We start from the raw sequence: 18,232 nt of genomic DNA on the forward strand, positions 1-18,232 counted from the left end.
GTTGCGGCTGCCCGGGTGAGCAACGGCTGTGCACCGGTCAGCTTTTATTTTGGGTATTGGTTTAGCCACTGGCGCGCCTGATACCCACACGGCGCCCACTACTACGGGTCGCCACTTGAGAGTTCTCAACCCCCGGTCGGCTTCCCGACCGGGGGTTTTGTTTTTTCAGGCCCCACACATTTTTAGCGTCACCAAAAACGCATAGAGGAATCACGACATGAACTACGCCACCTATTACCGCTACGACACCTTCACCGCCTGGCGATTTACCAGCCTCCGCTCGGGACAGCCTGCCGCCTCCGATCGGTCCACCACAGGTGGCAAGCACACACACGTAGCCAATCCGGCCAATTGTCGAACACCCCAATAGGGCCGAGCGTGCGGGAACGAACCCGCCGCCAGCCCAGGAAGCCCGAATATGAACTCGTCCGTCTCTGCTGTGCCGCTGTCCACCTTGACCTCTGCCAATGAAGCGCTGACTCTGCGCCTGCCCAATTCATTGGAGCTCAAGCATCAATTGCCGCTCAACACGCCCCTGATCCAGCAAGTCGCCAATCATCGTCAAGCGGTACGCGCGATCCTCAACGGTGAAGACTCCCGTCTGTTGGTCATCGTCGGCCCCTGCTCTATCCATGACCCGCAGTCGGCACTCGAATACGCCAGCAATCTCGCCAGCCTGGCTGCCGACGTCAGCGATGAAATGCTGCTGGTGATGCGCGCCTATGTCGAAAAACCCCGCACCACGGTCGGCTGGAAAGGCCTGGCCTACGACCCACACCTGGATGGCAGCGATGACATGGCAGGCGGCCTGAGCTTGTCTCGCGAGTTGATGCGCGAAATGCTGCGCCTGGGATTGCCGATCGCGACCGAATTGCTGCAGCCGATGGCCGCTGGCTACTTCGATGACCTGCTGAGTTGGGTCGCCATCGGTGCGCGCACCACCGAGTCGCAGATCCACCGGGAAATGGCCAGTGGCCTGAGCATGCCGGTCGGTTTCAAGAACGGTACCGATGGAGGCGTCGCCATCGCCTGCGATGCCATGCGTTCGGCGGCTCATCCCCATCGTCACTTTGGTGTCGACAGTCAGGGGCACCCGGCGATCATTCAGACACCGGGAAACCCGGACACTCACCTGGTGCTGCGCGGCGGCCATCGCGGACCGAACTACGATCGTCAGAGCATCAGCCATGTGCACGCAGATCTGAAAAAACTGGCCATCCCGACGCGGATCATGGTCGATTGCAGCCACGCCAACAGCGGTAAAGACCCCTTGCGTCAGCCGGCGGTTTTCGCTGATGTGCTTGAGCAACGCTTGCAAGGTGACCATTCCCTGATCGGCATGATGCTTGAAAGCCACCTGTTCGAAGGCTGCCAGCCATTGAGCCAGTCTTTGCGTTATGGGGTTTCAGTGACCGACGGTTGCCTTGGCTGGGATGCAACGGAGCAACTGTTACGCCAGGCAGCCCGGCGGTTGCGCTCATCCGAAAGGACCCGCCAAGCGAGCATTTGAAACAAAGACCGCTGCTGTCTGTTACGACCCAGGCCCGGGGCCTGAAATCCCATCAGACCCCGTCGCTCTTCGCCTTGCCCGATGCTCCTCGATCATGAGCGCTGCCTACCAACGAAGCGTAAATGTCGGATCCTGACGTCCGAATCACCCCCACAACTTTTACTCTATGATCTTCAGCGCTCAACGGACATGCCCTACACATTCGGTCCAGCCGCCTGCACTAGAGTGAGGAGACAAATCAGTCACACCTCACTCATTGAAGATAAGGAATCAACATGCAACGGAATGCGACGACTCAATACCCAATCCTCCTGGTCCACGGACTTTTCGGCTTTGAGAGCATTGCCAACATCGACATTTTTCATGGCATCAAGCAAGCCCTGAGACACGCCGGAGCCCGGGTATTTATCCCCTATCTGTCCGCCGCCCATAGCAACGAGCTTCGCGGCGAACAACTACTGGCGCAGATCGATCGGGTGCTGGCTGGAACAGGCGCCGCCAAAGTCAATCTTATCGGTCATAGCCAGGGCGCGTTGGCCGCCCGTTATGCCGCCGCGATACAGCCGAAAAAGGTGGCGTCGGTCACCTCCGTCAGCGGGCCGAATCATGGTTCCGAAATCGCCGATTACCTGCGCAAGGCATTGATCCCTGATCGTTTGCCGGAGCATGTGGCGGGCGCGGTGACCCACCTTTTGGCCGAGTTTTTGTCACTGCTCGGCGGCAACCCACCGCTTGCGCAAAACGCTGTGGCAGCGCTCAATGCACTGACCACCGAGAGCGTCGGCGCGTTCAACGACAAGTACCCGCAAGGCCTGCCCAACACCTGGGGCGGCACAGGCAAGGAACTGGTCAATGGTGTGCGCTATTTCTCCTGGAGCGGCATCCTCAAAGGCAGCCCGATCGACGAAGGGCCCAACTTGCTCGATCCGCTGCACAGCATATGCCGGGCTTTTTCCGGGTACTTCACCACTGAGGCTGAGGAAAACGACGGTCTGGTCGGCCGCTACAGCTCGCACCTGGGCACGGTAATCCGCTCCGATTACCCACTGGACCATATGGACACCATCCATCAGACGGCCGGTCTGGTGCGCAAAGGTGTCGATCCGGTTGACCTCTATGTCGAACACGCCGAACGCCTGAGAAACCTTGGCTTATAATGCCCTGATGCGCACGTCCAGCCGCCTGGCTCAGAGATGGCGCACTGACAGCACGTCCGGTCACCGAACTTTGGCGAGAAATAGCCCGCGGAATCCGGTAGGCTCAGCACTTTATTGCAAGTTGAATGGAGTATTTCCCCATGGCCAAAGCCACTGCCCGCCACATCCTGGTTGCCACCGAAGCCAAGTGCAACGAACTGAAAGCTCAAATCGAAGGCGGCGCTGACTTCGCTGAAATCGCCAAAGCCAACTCCACCTGCCCGTCCAGCCGTGATGGCGGCAACCTGGGTTCCTTCGGTCCAGGCCAGATGGTCAAGGAATTCGACACCGTGGTCTTCAGCGCACCGGTCAACACTGTGCAAGGCCCGGTGAAAACCCAGTTCGGTTTTCACCTGCTGGAAGTGACCAGCCGTCAGGACTGATCAATCCGCGATTTTGTTTAAACAACGGCCCGCCTTTTGGTGGGCCGTTGCGTTTGAGTTACGTGATTGTGGTTGGCGAGCGATACGCCGGTAGCGTACAAATTGTACTCATCGTTCACCCGGCGCTTAAGGCTGACAATGCGACTGTTTTTCCCCTCATTGATGTTCACCGCGCTGGCCCTGCTGCTGGGCGCCACGGCTGCGAATGCCGCACCGCAACATGCGTTGACGGTCTATGGCGAGCCAGCCAGATACCCCGCCGGCTTCAGTCACTTTGCCTATGCCAACCCACAAGCCCCCAAGGGCGGCAGCATGCGCCGCTCGGCGATCGAGATCGGCCGCTTCGATCATGTGTTGCCCTATATCGACAAGGGTATCGGCGTGTCGCAACTCGATGGTTTGATCTACTCGCCGCTGGCCCAGCGCTCGCTGGACGAGCCCTACACGGTGTACGGTCTGGTAGCGCAAAAGATGGAACGGGCCGACGACGGTTTGTCGCTGCGCTTTTATCTGAACCCCAAAGCCCGCTTCGCCGACGGCACACCGATTACCGCCGACGATGTGCGCTACACCTACGACTTGCTGATGACCCAGGGCAGCCTGCGCTATCGCACCCAGTTCGCCGACGTCAAAGGCGTCGAAGTGGAGTCACCACGCACGGTCCGTTTCGACTTCAAAAGCAATGAGAACCACACCCTGCCCCTGGACGTGGCGACCTTGCCGGTGCTTCCCGAGCACTGGTGGAAGACGCGCGACTTCGCCAATGGTGGTGGTTATGAGGCACCGTTGGGCAGCGGCCCGTATCGCGTCAGCAAGATCGATTCCGGGCGCAGCATCACCTTTGCCCGCAACGCCGACTGGTGGGGTAAAGACTTACCCGTCAGCTGCGGACTCTACAACTTCGATCGTTTCAGCATCGAGTACTTCGGCGACACCGATGTCGCTCGCCAGGTACTGCGTGGCGGCGCTTACGATTACAACCGAGAGTTCTCTGCCACCGCGTTCTCCATCGGTTACGACAGCCCTGCCCTGAGCGACGGGCGCCTGCAAAAAGCACATCTGGCCAAAGACGCACCACAATCGGCCCAAGGCTTTGTGTTCAACCTGCAAAACCCGATTTTCCAGGACCGCCGGGTGCGGCAGGCGCTGGCCATGCTTTGGGACTTCGAGTGGAGCAATCGGCAACTGATGCGCGATCTTTATGTCCGCCAGCAGAGCTTCTTTTCCAACACCACACTGGCTGCTCGAGCACTGCCCGATGCCGGCGAACTGGCGATTCTCGAACCGCTGCGCGGGCAGATTCCCGATGAGGTTTTCACCCAGGTATTCGAAGCGCCGAAGACCGACGGTAGCGGCGTGATCCGCGATAAACAACTGCAGGCTCTGGCTTTGCTCGAGCAGGCTGGCTGGAAGCCGGACGGCGACCAACTGGTCAATGCTGCGGGGGAACCTCTGAGCTTCACCTTCCTTAACGGCCAGGGCGGCTTCGAGCGTCTGCTGTTGCCCTATAAGCGCACCCTGGCGCAAATCGGCATCACCATGGACATTCGGCGCATCGACTCCTCGCAATACGTCAACCGCTTGATGGCCCGCGACTACGACATGATCGTCACCGGCTATCCGGTCACCACCTCGCCGGGCATGGAACTGTATAACTACTTCGGCTCGGCCTCGGCCAATGACGCCGGCTCCAATAACTACATGGTCCTGAAGGATCCGGCGGTCGACACGCTGATTACCGGACTGGTCAAAGCCACTACTCAGCCAGAGATGCTGCGTTATGCCCATGCACTGGACCGCGTCCTGCAGTGGAACTACTACTGGATTCCCAACTACTACCCACCGGGCTCCGCCACCGTGTGGTGGAACCGCTTCGGCATTCCGGCCGTGCAAGCCAGCAATGACGAAGCCATCGAGAGCTGGTGGGAGATGAGTCCTGTACCGCTGACCAACGAGCAGATGGCCGCCGAGCGCATCAGCCGTGGCAAACCCGGAGGACCGCATTGATGCTTGCTTACGTACTGCGGCGCCTGCTGCTGGTCATCCCGACCCTGGTGATGATTCTGCTGGTCAACTTCGTCATCGTCCAGGCGGCGCCCGGCGGCCCGGTGGAACAGGCCATCGCCAAACTGCAAGGCATCGGCGGCGGTGGCATCGGTGCGTCCAGCGATACTACAGCCCGCGGCTCGCGAGCCAGTCGCGGCCTCGACCCGCAGCTGATCAAGGACATCGAAAAGCAGTACGGCTTCGACAAACCGGCACCGGAACGCCTGTGGCTGATGCTCAAGAGCTATGCCCGGCTGGACTTCGGCAAGAGCTTCTTTCGCGGCTCCACGGTCACCGACCTGATTCTGGACAAGATGCCGGTGACCATTTCCCTCGGGCTCTGGGCGACGCTTATCACCTATCTGGTGTCGATCCCGCTGGGGATTCGCAAAGCGGTCCATCACGGCAGCCACTTCGATATCTGGAGCAGCACCGCGATCATTCTCGGCTATGCCATGCCGGCGTTTCTGTTCGCGATGTTTCTGATCGTAGTGTTCGCCGGCGGCACCTCGTTGAACTGGTTCCCCGTGCGCGGCCTGGTTTCGGAGAACTTTGAACAGCTATCGACCATCGGCAAAATCGCTGACTACTTCTGGCACCTGGTGCTGCCCGTCACGGCTCTGGTGATCGGCGGCTTCGCCACGCTGACCATCCTCACCAAAAACTCGTTCCTCAATGAAATCACCCGTCAGTACGTGGTCACCGCCCGCGCCAAAGGGCTGAGCGAACGCCGGGTGCTCTACGGCCATGTGTTTCGCAATGCGATGCTGCTGGTGGTCTCGGGGATTCCTCAGGCGTTCATCAGTGTGTTTTTCGCCGGTTCCTTGTTGATCGAAGTGATCTTCTCCCTCGACGGCCTTGGCCGGATGAGTTACGAAGCAGCCGTCTCGCGGGATTATCCGGTGGTGTTCGGCTCGCTTTTCATCTTCACCCTGTTCGGCCTGCTGATAAAACTCGTCGGTGACCTCTGTTACACCCTGGTGGACCCGCGTATCGACTTTGCCGCGAGGAATGCCTGATGATCTCGCCATTGAGCCGTCGACGCTTCGAACGTTTCAAGAAAAACCGCCGTGGCTGGTGGTCGCTGTGGCTGTTTATCGGCCTGTTCATTCTGACCCTGGGCGGTGAACTGATCGCCAATGACAAACCGCTGATGCTCAGTTACCAGGGCTCGCTGTATTTCCCGGTATTCAAGCGCTACACCGAGCAGGAGTTTGGTGGTCAGCTGCCGTTCCAGGCCGATTACCGCAGCGATTACGTGCAACAACTGATTCGCAAGGATGGCGGCTGGCTGCTGTTCCCGCCGATCCCGTTCAGTGACGACACGCCCAACTACGACCTCAACCAGCCAGCTCCCAGCCCGCCGACGAAAGTGAACTGGCTCGGTACCGATGATCAGGCCCGCGATGTGTTGGCCCGGGTGATTTTTGGTGCTCGGGTGTCGATTCTGTTTGCGTTGGCGCTGACCTTTATCAGCGCACTGATCGGCATCGCCGCCGGCGCCTTGCAGGGCTACTACGGTGGCTGGGTCGACCTGATCGGTCAGCGACTGCTGGAAGTCTGGTCGGGGCTGCCGGTACTGTATTTGCTGATCATCCTGTCGGGCTTTGTCGAGCCGAATTTCTGGTGGTTGCTGGGGATCATGGCGCTGTTTTCCTGGTTGGCGCTGGTAGACGTGGTGCGTGCCGAGTTCCTTCGCGGGCGTAACCTGGAGTACGTCAAAGCCGCCCGCGCGCTCGGGTTGAGCGACCGCAAGGTCATCGTGCGGCATATCCTGCCCAACGCCATGAACGCCACGTTGAGCTACTTGCCATTCATCCTCACCGGGGCGATTTCCACCCTCACCGCACTGGACTTCCTGGGCTTCGGCATGCCTGCCGGCAGCGCCTCCCTGGGCGAACTGATCGGTCAGGGCAAACAAAACCTGCAAGCACCGTGGCTCGGCCTGACGGCGTTTTTCACCTTGGCCCTGATACTTTCTTTACTGGTGTTTATCGGCGAAGCGCTGCGTGATGCCTTTGATCCTCGATCTTGATCCGCGATAATGAAACGGACCGTTGATATGAATGACAACCTGATCGAAATCCGCGACCTCAGCGTGGCCTTCAGCGGCCAGACCGTGGTGCGCGATCTGTGCCTGGATATCCGCCCCGGAGAATGCCTGGCGCTGGTGGGTGAATCAGGCTCAGGCAAATCGGTGACCGCTCACTCGATCCTGCAACTGCTGCCCGAAAGCGACGCGCAAACATCGGGCAGCATTCGCTATCGCGGCCAGGAACTGCTGGGTGCAGATTCCAGCACACTGCGACAGCTTCGCGGCAATCGCATTGCGATGATTTTTCAAGAGCCGATGACCTCCCTCAACCCGCTGCACAGCATCGAAAAGCAGATCGGCGAAACCCTGCTGGTGCACAAAGGCCTGGGTGGCAACGCCGCACAACGACGCATCATCGAATTGCTGGAACTGGTGGGCATTCACAACCCCCTGGAGCGGCTCAAGGCCTACCCGCATCAGCTATCCGGCGGCCAGCGGCAGCGGGTGATGATCGCCATGGCCCTGGCCTGCGAACCGGAACTGCTGATCGCCGATGAACCGACCACCGCGCTGGATGTGACGGTGCAGCGCAAAATACTGCTGCTGCTCAAATCCCTGCAAAAACGTCTCGGCATGTCATTGCTGTTGATCAGCCACGACCTCAATCTGGTGCGCAGCATTGCTCAACGGGTCTGCGTGATGCGCGCTGGAGAAATCGTCGAACAGGCGGACTCCGAGACGCTGTTCACCCAGCCCAAACACCCCTATAGCTGCCTCTTGCTCAATGCCGAGCCGGAAGGCGAAGCCCTGCCTCGGGACGAGCGTGAAGCAGTGTTGCAGGTCGATGATCTCAGCGTGGTATTCCCGTTGGGCGGCGGGCTGTTTCAGCGCAAGACCTGGCTGCGCGCGGTCGATGGCATCAGCCTTAGCCTGCAGCGCGGCAAGACCCTGGGCATCGTCGGTGAGTCCGGCTCCGGCAAGTCCACACTCGGCCAGGCGATCCTCAGGCTGCTCGACTCCAAAGGCAGCATCCGCTTTCAGGGACAAGCGCTCGATGGCCTGACACAAAAACAACTGCGGCCCTGGCGCAAACAGATGCAAGTGGTGTTTCAGGATCCGTTCGGCAGCCTCAGCCCACGGATGTCAGTGGCCCAGATCATCAGCGAAGGTCTGGAAGTTCACAGCCAGTCGACCCCGGCCGAATGCGAAGCCCAGGTCATTCGGGTGCTCGAAGAAGTCGGCCTCGATCCGCAAAGCCGCCATCGCTACCCCCACGAGTTTTCCGGTGGCCAGCGCCAACGCATCGCCATCGCCCGTGCACTGGTGCTCAAGCCGGCATTGATTCTGCTGGACGAACCGACCTCGGCGCTGGACCGCACGGTGCAGAAACAAGTGGTCGCCCTGCTCCGTCAGCTTCAGGAAAAACACGGTCTGACCTACCTGTTCATCAGCCACGACCTGGCGGTGATACGCGCTCTGGCCCACGACATGATCGTGATCAAGGACGGCAAAGTGGTGGAACGCGGTGCCAGTCATGACGTATTCGATGCGCCGCAGCATCCCTATACCAAAGAACTCCTGGCCGCCGCGCTCCCGCATCTGCCGCCGACCCTGTAACCTTGAGCGCATCGCAGCCTAATTTCTTATCTGGACGTCCCATGACCCCTAACGCAGAGTTCTATAACCCCTCCACCGACTATGCCGACAAGCTGATCACGCGCATCGGGCAAACACCCAGCTGGATCGCAAAACGCATCGGCGTCACCGACAAGCGCATTCGCTACATCCTTGATGGTTCGCGAACCGTCAAAGGCGAAACCAGCCCGATCCATATGACCTATACCGAGCAGTTCGCCCTCGAATGTCTTGCGGCCGAGGCCAGTGCCAAAAAGAAATAGCGTTTAAGCGCTGACTTCCATTGAGACCGCCCATGAACGACACCGACAGCCTCAAGGATTACCAGCGCGTTCGCCTGTTGGCGATCCGCTCGTTGTTCGAGATCATCGAACAGTCCAGCGAAGGCACGGTGATCGTTGACCGCGATGCCAACATCGTCTGGATGAACGAACGCTACGCCCGACGTTTTGGCCTTGAGTCCGCCGAGGTGGCCATCGGCAGGCCCTGCGAAAGCGTAATCCCCGGCAGCCTGTTGCGCGAAGTGGTGCGCACTGGCCGGCCGATCCTGCTGGACATGCAAGACACGCCAAAAGAACCGCTGGTGGTGATGCGCCTGCCCATCCATGACGATGCCGGCACCGTCATCGGCGCCATCGGTTTTGCCTTGTTCGATGAACTGCGCAGCCTGTCGCCAATGCTCAAACGCTACATGAGCATGCAGCAGGAGCTGGCCTCGACCCGTTCGCTGCTGCGGGCGCGGCAGTCCAAATACAACTTTGCGCACTTTATCGGCACCAGCGCCGCCAGCCTGGAAGTCAAACGTCGCGCCCGGCGCAGTGCAAGCGCCGATTCGCCGGTGTTGCTTCTGGGTGAAACCGGAACCGGCAAGGAGCTGCTGGCCCAGGCCATTCACGGCGCGTCCCCGCGGGCGCACAAAGCCTTTGTCAGCATCAACAGCGCAGCGATCCCGGAAGCGCTGCTGGAAGCCGAGTTTTTCGGCACTGCACCCGGCGCCTTCACCGGCGCGGATCGCAAGGGGCGCACCGGCAAATTGCAGATCGCCCAGGGCGGCACCTTGTTTCTCGACGAGATCGGCGACATGCCGCTGCCGCTGCAAAGCAAGTTACTGCGGGTGTTGCAGGAAAAAGAGTTCGAACCGGTTGGGTCCAACGAAATGATCCAGAGCGATGTGCGGGTGATTGCCGCGACCTCGACCGACCTTCAGGCCGCGATCAAACGCGGCGAGTTTCGCGCCGATTTGTATTACCGCCTCAACGTCTTGCCGATTCAGGTACCGCCGTTGCGTGAACGGCTCGACGATTTGCCAGCGCTGAGCGAAGCGATCCTGGAAGAACTGCGCAGCCAGCATGAGCTCGACAGTGAAGCCTTGGCGCTGCTCGGCCAGCATGCCTGGCCGGGCAATATCCGCGAATTGCGCAATGTACTGGAACACGCGGCGTTGCTCAGCGATGACCTGATGCTCAATGCGGCGGATATCCGGGCGGCGATCGGCACCTTCAGTCCAGTGGAGCGTGTTGCTTCTCTTGCGCTGGAACCCGTCACCCATGAGACCTTCAGCGCGGCGCGGGAGCGGTTTGACCGGCAGTTGATTGAAACCACCCTCGCGCAATGCGCTGGGAAAGTGATTGAAGCAGCAGCGCGCCTGGGGCTGGGGCGCTCTACGCTGTACAAGAAGATGGTGGCGTTGGGAATTGCCGAGTCTCAATAGAGAGACCTTATTCTCAATTAAGAGAACAACCCGATCGTTCCCACGCTCTGCGTGGGAATGCATCAGGTGACGCTCTGCGTCACGCTTCGAATTGGCTCGGGACGCAGAGCGTCCGGGGCTGCATTCCCACGCAGAGCGTGGGAACGATCGGGTTATTCGTCTCCAATTAGAGATACCTACTCCTCTTCCTAGAAAACCACGGGTAAAAAAACCAATTATTTCAATCAGTTAGATCGATGGCACGAAACTGGCTATACCTACAGCCACAAAAGCTTCGCCCTACAAAAATAACAATCCAGGAGACACACCATGAGTGTGATCATTGCCTTGGCAGCCCTCGCGTTGCTAATGCTCGCGGCGTACCGTGGCTACAGCGTTATCCTCTTTGCTCCAATTGCCGCCCTCGGCGCGGTGCTCCTGACTGATCCTTCCGCCGTCGCCCCCGCGTTTACCGGGGTGTTCATGGAGAAAATGGTCGGTTTCATCAAACTGTATTTCCCGGTGTTCCTGCTCGGCGCGGTGTTCGGCAAGCTGATCGAGCTGTCGGGTTTCTCGCGATCAATCGTCGCCGCCGCCATTCGCCTGCTCGGTACTCGTCAGGCGATGCTGGTCATTGTGCTGGTCTGCGCCCTGCTGACCTACGGCGGCGTGTCGCTGTTCGTGGTGGTGTTCGCGGTCTATCCGTTTGCCGCCGAGATGTTCCGACAGAGCAATATCCCGAAACGGCTGATCCCGGCGACCATCGCCCTCGGCGCGTTTTCTTTCACCATGGATGCCCTGCCCGGCACCCCGCAAATCCAGAACATCATCCCCAGCACCTTCTTCAACACCACCGCCTGGGCCGCCCCCTGGCTCGGCGTGATCGGAGCGATCTTCGTCTTCTGCGCCGGCATGCTGTTTCTGCAACGCCAGCGCAACAAGGCCCAACACACTGGCGAAGGCTACGGCACAGAGCTGCTCAATGAGCCGCAAACCGCTGAAGACCTCAAGCTGCCCAACCCATGGATCGCCCTCTCGCCGCTGTTGCTGGTGGGCCTGATGAACCTGCTGTTCACTCGCTGGATTCCGCTGTGGTATGGCAAGACCCACAGCCTCAGCCTGCCGGGCATGGCCGCACCGGTACAAACCGACATCGCCAAGCTCACGGCGATCTGGGCAGTCCAGGCCGCACTGCTGGTGGGCATCATCATGGTGCTGATCTTCGGCTTCCAGGCGATCCGCGGAAAACTCGCCGAAGGCAGCCGAAGTGCAGTCAGCGGCGCGCTGCTGGCCGCGATGAATACCGCATCGGAATACGGCTTCGGTGCCGTGATCGCCTCGCTGCCAGGCTTCCTGGTGCTGGCGGACTGGCTCAAGAGCATTCCCAATCCGCTGGTCAACGAAGCCATCACGGTCACACTGCTGGCGGGCATCACCGGCTCGGCATCGGGCGGTATGAGCATTGCCCTGGCGGCGATGTCCGAGAGTTTCATCAGCGCCGCCCATGCGGCCAATATTCCGCTGGAAGTTCTGCACCGGGTCGCGGCCATGGCCAGCGGCGGAATGGACACCCTGCCGCACAACGGCGCGGTGATTACTTTGCTGGCGGTCACCGGACTGACCCACCGTGAGGCCTATAAAGATATTTTCTGCATTACGATTATCAAGACCCTGGCAGTTTTCATGGTAATCGGAACCTTCTACGCCACTGGCATTGTGTGAGGCATCTATGACGAATCTTACGGGCAAGACCGCGCTAGTCACCGGTTCCACCAGCGGCATTGGCTTAGGGCTGGCCCTGAGCCTGGCCAAGGCCGGCGCCAACCTGATCCTCAACGGCTTCGGCGATGCCAGTGCGGTGATTGCCGAGGTCAGGCAGTTCGGGGGCAAGGTCGGCCATCATCCGGCCGACGTTAGCGACCCGGCACAGATCGCCGAGATGATCGCCTATGCCGAGCGAGAATTCGGCGGCGTCGACATCCTGGTGAACAACGCCGGCATCCAGCATGTGGCCGCTGTAGAGGACTTCCCGGTGGAACGCTGGGACTCGATCATCGCCATCAACCTTTCATCCGTATTCCACAGCACCCGCCTGAGCCTGCCGGGTATGCGCGCCAAAGGCTGGGGGCGGATCGTCAATATCGCCTCGGTGCACGGCCAGGTTGGCTCGGTGGGCAAGGCCGCTTATGTCGCCGCCAAGCACGGGGTGATCGGTCTGACCAAGGTGGTCGGCCTGGAAACCGCCACCAGCAACGTTACCTGCAACGCCATTTGCCCGGGCTGGGTGCTGACCCCGCTGGTGCAGAAGCAGATCGATGATCGCGCAGCCAGAGGCGTCGATCCGCAGCAGGCGCAACATGATCTGCTGGCCGAGAAGCAGCCGTCACTGGAGTTCGTCACGCCACCGCAGTTGGGTGAGCTGGTGCTATTTTTATGCAGTGAAGCCGGCAGTCAGGTGCGTGGCGCAGCGTGGAATGTCGATGGTGGGTGGTTGGCGCAGTAAGACCTTAATCTGATTCAACTATATGATCGTTCCCACGCGCAGCAAAGGAATGCCTCATTGGACGCTCTGCGTCCGCTCTTGTGACGCAGAGCGTCACGGGCTGCATTCCCACGCGGAGCGTGGGAACGATCTGTTAGGCACATTCTAAAAAACAAGAGGCGATCTATGTCCGAAATCTTGTGGCAACCCAGCGCCGAGCGAATCAGCAAGACCCGGATGGAGACCTTTCGGCGCTTCATCAATCACCGACACGATCTTGAAATCGCCGACTACCCGGCCTTGCACCAATGGAGCATCGATCGGCGCGAAGACTTCTGGCAGGCCATCGTCGATTTCTTCGACATCGAATTTCACGCAGCGCCTACCGCAGTGCTGGTCGAAGGCCCACAGATGCCCAGCGCCCATTGGTTCCCCGGCGCCACGCTGAACTTCGCCGAGCATCTGCTGCGTCGCCGTGACAAGTACCCGGCGGTGATCGCCATCCGCGAGAACGGTCAGCGCGAACAACTCACCCACGCCGACCTGGCCAGCCATGTCGCCGGTCTGCAAAAGAGCCTGCAAGCGGCCGGCGTCGGCCTTGGCGACCGGGTTGCCGCCTGCATGCCCAACACCTGGCAAACCCTGGTCGGCATGCTCGCCACCACCAGCCTGGGGGCGATCTGGTCCTGCTCTTCGCCGGACTTCGGCACCCAGGGAGTGATCGATCGCTTTGGTCAGATCGAACCCAAGGTGCTGATCACCTGCGCCGGCTATCGCTATGCGGGCAAAGAGATCGACCAGACGGCGAAGGTCAACGAGATTCTCGAACGCCTGCCGTCGCTGCAGCAATTGATCATCGTGCCTTACGCGCGAGGTCAGGCGCGCGTCGAGGACTTCCGGACCACGGCCAATGTGGCGATCTGGAGTGACTTCTATCAGGCGGGCGGCGAGCCCGAATTCGTTGCCGTACCCTTTGAACATCCGCTGTACATCCTCTACTCCAGCGGCACCACCGGTGTACCGAAATGCATCATCCACAGCACCGGCGGCGTACTGCTGCAACACGTCAAGGAGCACGGGCTGCACGTTGACCTGGGTCACGACGACAGGCTGTTCTACTACACCACCTGCGGCTGGATGATGTGGAACTGGCTGGTCTCGGCACTGGCCGTTGGCGCCAGCGTGGTGCTGTACGACGGCTCACCGTTTCATCCGGGACCGGAACATTTGATCGACCTGATCGACAGCGAACAGATCAGCGTATTCGGCACCAGCCCCAAGTACCTTGCGGCCCTGGAAAGCGCCGGCGTTCAACCGCGTCGCAGCCACGATCTGAGCAGTCTCAAAAGCCTGCTGTCCACCGGCTCGCCGCTGTCACCGCACAGTTACGACTATGTCTACCGCGAGATCAAAAGCGAACTGTGTCTGTCGTCGATGTCTGGCGGCACCGATATCGTTTCGTGTTTTGTGGCCGGCAATCCGCTGCAACCGGTACGCCGTGGAGAGATGCAGGGCAAGAGCCTGGGCATGGCCATCGAAGTATGGAACGACGCCGGCCAGCCGATTGTCGGAGAGAAAGGTGAACTGGTCTGTACCCGCCACTTCCCGGCCATGCCGATCGGCTTTTGGAACGACCCGCAGCAGGAAAAGCTGCGCGCCTCGTATTTCAGCCAGTTCCCGGGAGTGTGGGCGCAGGGCGACTATGCCGAACAGTTGCCCCACGGTAGTGTAATGATCCATGGCCGTTCCGACGCGGTGCTCAACCCCGGCGGCGTGCGCATCGGCACCGCGGAAATCTACCGGCAAGTGGAGAAGATCGAGCAGGTCGTGGAAAGCGTCGCCATTGGCCAGAGCTGGCAGGACGATGTGCGAGTGGTGCTGTTTGTACGACTGCGTGAAGGCGTTGAACTCAATGAAGCGCTTGAGCAAGCCATTCGCGAGGTCATCCGCGCCAACACCACGCCGCGGCACGTGCCGGCGAAAATCCTCGCCGTCACCGATATTCCGCGCACCATCAGCGGCAAGATTGTTGAACTGGCAGTGAAGAATGTGGTGCACGGGTTGGCGGTGAAAAACACCGATGCTCTGGCCAATCCAGAGGCATTGGAGCAGTTTCGGGATCGGGTGGAGTTGAAGGTGTAGAATCCGGGCTTCCCGTCGCCTGAAAAATGGCTTTCGCGGGCTTGCCCGCGAAATATCCGATTGAATAGAAGTCACCCATTAATGCGACTTTTTGAGGCATTAAACGTCTATTGCGTGGAAGCAGCAAAAAGATCAGGCCCCCATTCAGGACCCCTCAGATGAATGAATCGTCCACCGACAGTGAAGCTCAGGCACTGATTGCGCGGCTGGACTGGGCGCACAGCCCCCTGGGCTTTCCCTCCAACTGGCCGCAAAGCCTGCGCACGGCCGTGGATATCGTGATTCATTCGCCCATGCCAATGTTGCTGCTGTGGGGGCCGCAGCTCACGCAAATCTACAACGACGGCTTCGCCCTATTGGCCGGCCACAAGCATCCGCAGGCTTTCGGACAGCCGACGCACTTGATATGGCCGGAACTCGAAGACTTCACAGCCCCCATTTACCACGCCGTCCTGCAAGGCCAGGTGCGAACCTACAGCGAACAGCGCTTTAACCTGCAACACCTTGGTCGCAAGTCCGAGCTCTGGCTCGACCTGACCTACAGCCCGATCCGCGACGAACAGGGACTGGTCGCCGGGATTCTGGTCACCGCCATCCAGACCAATGAACGTCGCCGGGTCGCGCTGGAACTGAAAATGCGCTCCGAAGCCAGCATCAAGGCCCAGCACGAGTCCGAAGAGCGACTGCAGCTGGCACTGGCTGCCGCGGGTGCCGTGGGCACTTGGGACTGGAATATCCGTGAAGACCGCTTCATTGCCGACGCCCACTTTGCCCAGTTACACAGCGTCAATCCGGTGCTGGCCGATCAACTGCCCATTAGCGAATACCTGGCCGGTGTGCACCCGGAAGATCGCGCCATGCTCGCCCGCAGCATCAAACATTGCATCACCCACGGTACCGAATATTCCGAGGAATACCGCCTGCTGCAACCCGACGGCCAGCTGCGCTGGGTGTTTGCCCGGGGACGCTGCTACAAGGATCACCATGGCCGGCCGACCCGCTTCCTCGGTGCCGCGCTGGACCTGACGGATCGCAAACAGATCGAGCAAGCGCTACGCCAAAGCCAGACCGAGCTGCAATTGATCATCAACGCCATGCCGGTGCTGATCGGCTATGTCGATCGCGAAGAGCGCTTTCGGCTGAACAACGCCGCGTACCTGGACTGGTACGGCATGACCCCACAAGAGCTGTATGGCAAAACCATTCGCGAAGTGATCGGCGACGAGCTCTACGCCGACCGCGCCGAGCAGATCGCTGCGGCCCTGGCCGGTAAACCTTGCAGCTTCGAGGCCGAGTCCTTTCACCGTGACGGTCGCCCGCGCCATGCGTTGATGAAGTATCTGCCACGCTACGCTGCCGACGGCGCGATCAATGGCTTCTACATTTTTGTGATCGATGAAACCGAGCGCAAACGGACCGAAGCAGCCCTGCGTAACCTCAACGAAACACTGGAGGAACGTGTCGCCGCCCGGACCCGGGAACTGGCCGAAACCAACCAGCGACTGCAAAACGAAATGATCGAACGCGAGCGCGCCGAAGACGCGTTGCGTCATGCGCAGAAAATGGAAGCCGTCGGCCAGCTCACCGGCGGCATTGCCCATGACTTCAACAATATGCTCACCGGGATCATCAGCAGCCTTGATCTGATGCAGCGCTATATCGCTGATGGGCGCAGCGCCGAGATTGGCCGTTTCACCGACGCCGCCGTGTCCTCCGCCAACCGCGCCGCGGCCCTGACCCATCGGCTGCTGGCGTTCTCCCGACGGCAATCGCTGGACCGCAAACCCATCGACCCCAATCAGTTGGTGCACTCGCTGGAAGACCTGCTCAGCCGGACCAAAGGCGATCACATCGAACTCAAGCTACAGATGGCGGCCGAAGTCTGGCCGGTCAGCACCGACGTCAGCCAACTGGAAAATGCCCTGCTCAACCTGGTGATCAACGCCCGCGATGCCATGCCCAATGGCGGCGAACTGCTGATCGAAACCTCCAACAGCTACCTGGACGGGACTGACATCAGCACCCTGGAACCGGTCAAGGCCGGCGACTACGTGATGATTGGCGTCAGCGACAACGGCAGCGGCATGAGCCCTTCAGTGCTGGCCAAAGCGTTCGAGCCGTTTTTCACCACCAAACCCATCGGTCAGGGCACCGGCCTGGGCCTGTCGATGATCTATGGTTTTGCCCAGCAATCCGGTGGCCATGTCAGCCTTACCAGCCTCCCGGGCCAAGGCACCAGCGTGCGCCTGTATCTGCCCCGGCTTTACCTTGCGCCAGTGGAGCAGATCCAGGCAATCGCCCCCCAGGAAACGCCACCAGCCATTGCTGGTGAAACAGTGGTATTGGTGGAGGACGACCCGGCGGTGCGTATGTTGGTACTCAATGTGCTCGATGAACTGGGGTATAGCACCCATGAAGCTCAAGACGCCAAAGCTGCACTGCCGCTGCTGGAGTCCGACCTGCGGGTCGATCTGCTGGTGACCGACGTCGGCCTGCCGGGCATGAATGGCCGACAACTGGCAGAAATCGCCCGCCAGCATCGACCCGAACTGAAAGTGCTGTTCATGACCGGTTACGCCGAAAAAGCCCTCGAACGCCAAGGGTTTCTTGAGAACGGCATGGACATGGTCGCCAAACCGTTTTCCATCGACCTGCTGGCCAACAAGATTCGCACGATGATCAGCCAGAAAACCTGAGTTTCGGGCATAATCGCGCGCCCCGCTGACAGCACCGCTTCAAGGTAATGCCCCATGAAAGCTCAAGCCCGCCATATTCTGGTGAAAACGGCCGAAGAGGCCGAACAACTCAAGCAACGCATCGCCAAAGGCGAAGCGTTCGATGTGTTGGCCAAGAAGTACTCCACCTGCCCCTCCGGTAAACGCGGCGGCGACTTGGGTGAAGTGCGGCCAGGACAGATGGTCGGGGCCATTGATCAAGTGATCTTCAAAAAACCGCTGCGCACCGTGCATGGGCCGATCAAGAGCAAGTTTGGCTATCACCTGGTGCAGGTGTTTTATCGGGATTGATCAGGTGTCTTCAAGGGCCTCATCGCGAGCAAGCCCGCTCCCACATTAGACCTGCGTCGACCATGGATCTGGCAGTTGAATGCGATC

The 18,232-nt window shown here is 60.0% G+C and carries 14 protein-coding genes; all 14 read left to right on the forward strand.

Translation table 11 applies throughout. The features are described 5' to 3' along the window. Positions 1 to 418 precede the first annotated feature (418 nt). The 14 genes from AC07O1_RS17665 to AC07O1_RS17730 all read left to right on the forward strand — a co-directional run bounded on the left by AC07O1_RS17665 (position 419) and on the right by AC07O1_RS17730 (position 18,145). Positions 419 to 1,510, forward strand: a complete 1,092-nt coding sequence (locus AC07O1_RS17665) for a 3-deoxy-7-phosphoheptulonate synthase (protein ID WP_495089542.1) — start codon at positions 419 to 421, stop codon at positions 1,508 to 1,510. A gap of 275 nt (positions 1,511 to 1,785) precedes the next feature. Continuing rightward, a complete protein-coding gene (locus AC07O1_RS17670; protein ID WP_495089543.1) occupies positions 1,786 to 2,667 on the forward strand; it encodes an esterase/lipase family protein in 882 nt (293 codons plus the stop codon). A 140-nt stretch (positions 2,668 to 2,807) separates the two neighbouring features. Further along, positions 2,808 to 3,089 carry a peptidylprolyl isomerase gene (locus tag AC07O1_RS17675; RefSeq protein ID WP_494993228.1) on the forward strand — a complete coding sequence of 94 codons (282 nt, stop codon included), beginning with the start codon at positions 2,808 to 2,810 and terminating at the stop codon, positions 3,087 to 3,089. A gap of 138 nt (positions 3,090 to 3,227) precedes the next feature. Further along, positions 3,228 to 5,096, forward strand: coding sequence for an extracellular solute-binding protein (locus AC07O1_RS17680; RefSeq protein ID WP_495089544.1), 1,869 nt, complete (start codon positions 3,228 to 3,230; stop codon positions 5,094 to 5,096). Next, the gene (locus AC07O1_RS17685) at positions 5,096 to 6,154 is read left to right on the forward strand and encodes a microcin C ABC transporter permease YejB (protein ID WP_494993230.1); all 1,059 of its coding nucleotides are present in this window, start codon (positions 5,096 to 5,098) and stop codon (positions 6,152 to 6,154) included. Before AC07O1_RS17680 ends, AC07O1_RS17685 begins: the two co-directional genes overlap by 1 nt. Beyond that, positions 6,154 to 7,170, forward strand: a complete 1,017-nt coding sequence (locus AC07O1_RS17690) for an ABC transporter permease (RefSeq protein WP_494993231.1) — start codon at positions 6,154 to 6,156, stop codon at positions 7,168 to 7,170. Before AC07O1_RS17685 ends, AC07O1_RS17690 begins: the two co-directional genes overlap by 1 nt. A 27-nt stretch (positions 7,171 to 7,197) precedes the next feature. Then, positions 7,198 to 8,787, forward strand: coding sequence for an ABC transporter ATP-binding protein (locus tag AC07O1_RS17695; RefSeq protein WP_495089545.1), 1,590 nt, complete (start codon positions 7,198 to 7,200; stop codon positions 8,785 to 8,787). Positions 8,788 to 8,828: 41 nt separating this feature from the next. Next, positions 8,829 to 9,068, forward strand: a complete 240-nt coding sequence (locus AC07O1_RS17700) for a hypothetical protein (protein ID WP_494993233.1) — start codon at positions 8,829 to 8,831, stop codon at positions 9,066 to 9,068. Positions 9,069 to 9,100: 32 nt separating this feature from the next. Next, entirely contained in the window at positions 9,101 to 10,516 is a 1,416-nt protein-coding gene (locus tag AC07O1_RS17705; protein WP_495089546.1) for a sigma-54 interaction domain-containing protein, read from the forward strand. Between the two features lie 309 nt (positions 10,517 to 10,825). Next, a complete protein-coding gene (locus tag AC07O1_RS17710; RefSeq protein WP_495089547.1) occupies positions 10,826 to 12,217 on the forward strand; it encodes a GntP family permease in 1,392 nt (463 codons plus the stop codon). Between the two features lie 7 nt (positions 12,218 to 12,224). Then, complete coding sequence (hbdH, locus tag AC07O1_RS17715; protein WP_495089548.1) at positions 12,225 to 12,998, forward strand: 3-hydroxybutyrate dehydrogenase; 774 nt, start codon at positions 12,225 to 12,227, stop codon at positions 12,996 to 12,998. Positions 12,999 to 13,163: 165 nt separating this feature from the next. Next, positions 13,164 to 15,119 carry an acetoacetate--CoA ligase gene (locus AC07O1_RS17720; protein WP_495089549.1) on the forward strand — a complete coding sequence of 652 codons (1,956 nt, stop codon included), beginning with the start codon at positions 13,164 to 13,166 and terminating at the stop codon, positions 15,117 to 15,119. A gap of 158 nt (positions 15,120 to 15,277) precedes the next feature. Further along, positions 15,278 to 17,815 (forward strand): PAS domain-containing hybrid sensor histidine kinase/response regulator family protein, encoded by a 2,538-nt coding sequence (locus tag AC07O1_RS17725; protein WP_495089550.1) that lies wholly within the window; start codon positions 15,278 to 15,280, stop codon positions 17,813 to 17,815. A gap of 54 nt (positions 17,816 to 17,869) precedes the next feature. Continuing rightward, entirely contained in the window at positions 17,870 to 18,145 is a 276-nt protein-coding gene (locus AC07O1_RS17730) for a peptidylprolyl isomerase (RefSeq protein ID WP_007932676.1), read from the forward strand. Positions 18,146 to 18,232: the final 87 nt, after the last annotated feature.

Source organism: Pseudomonas sp. GW821-FHT07G10, assembly GCF_059418545.1.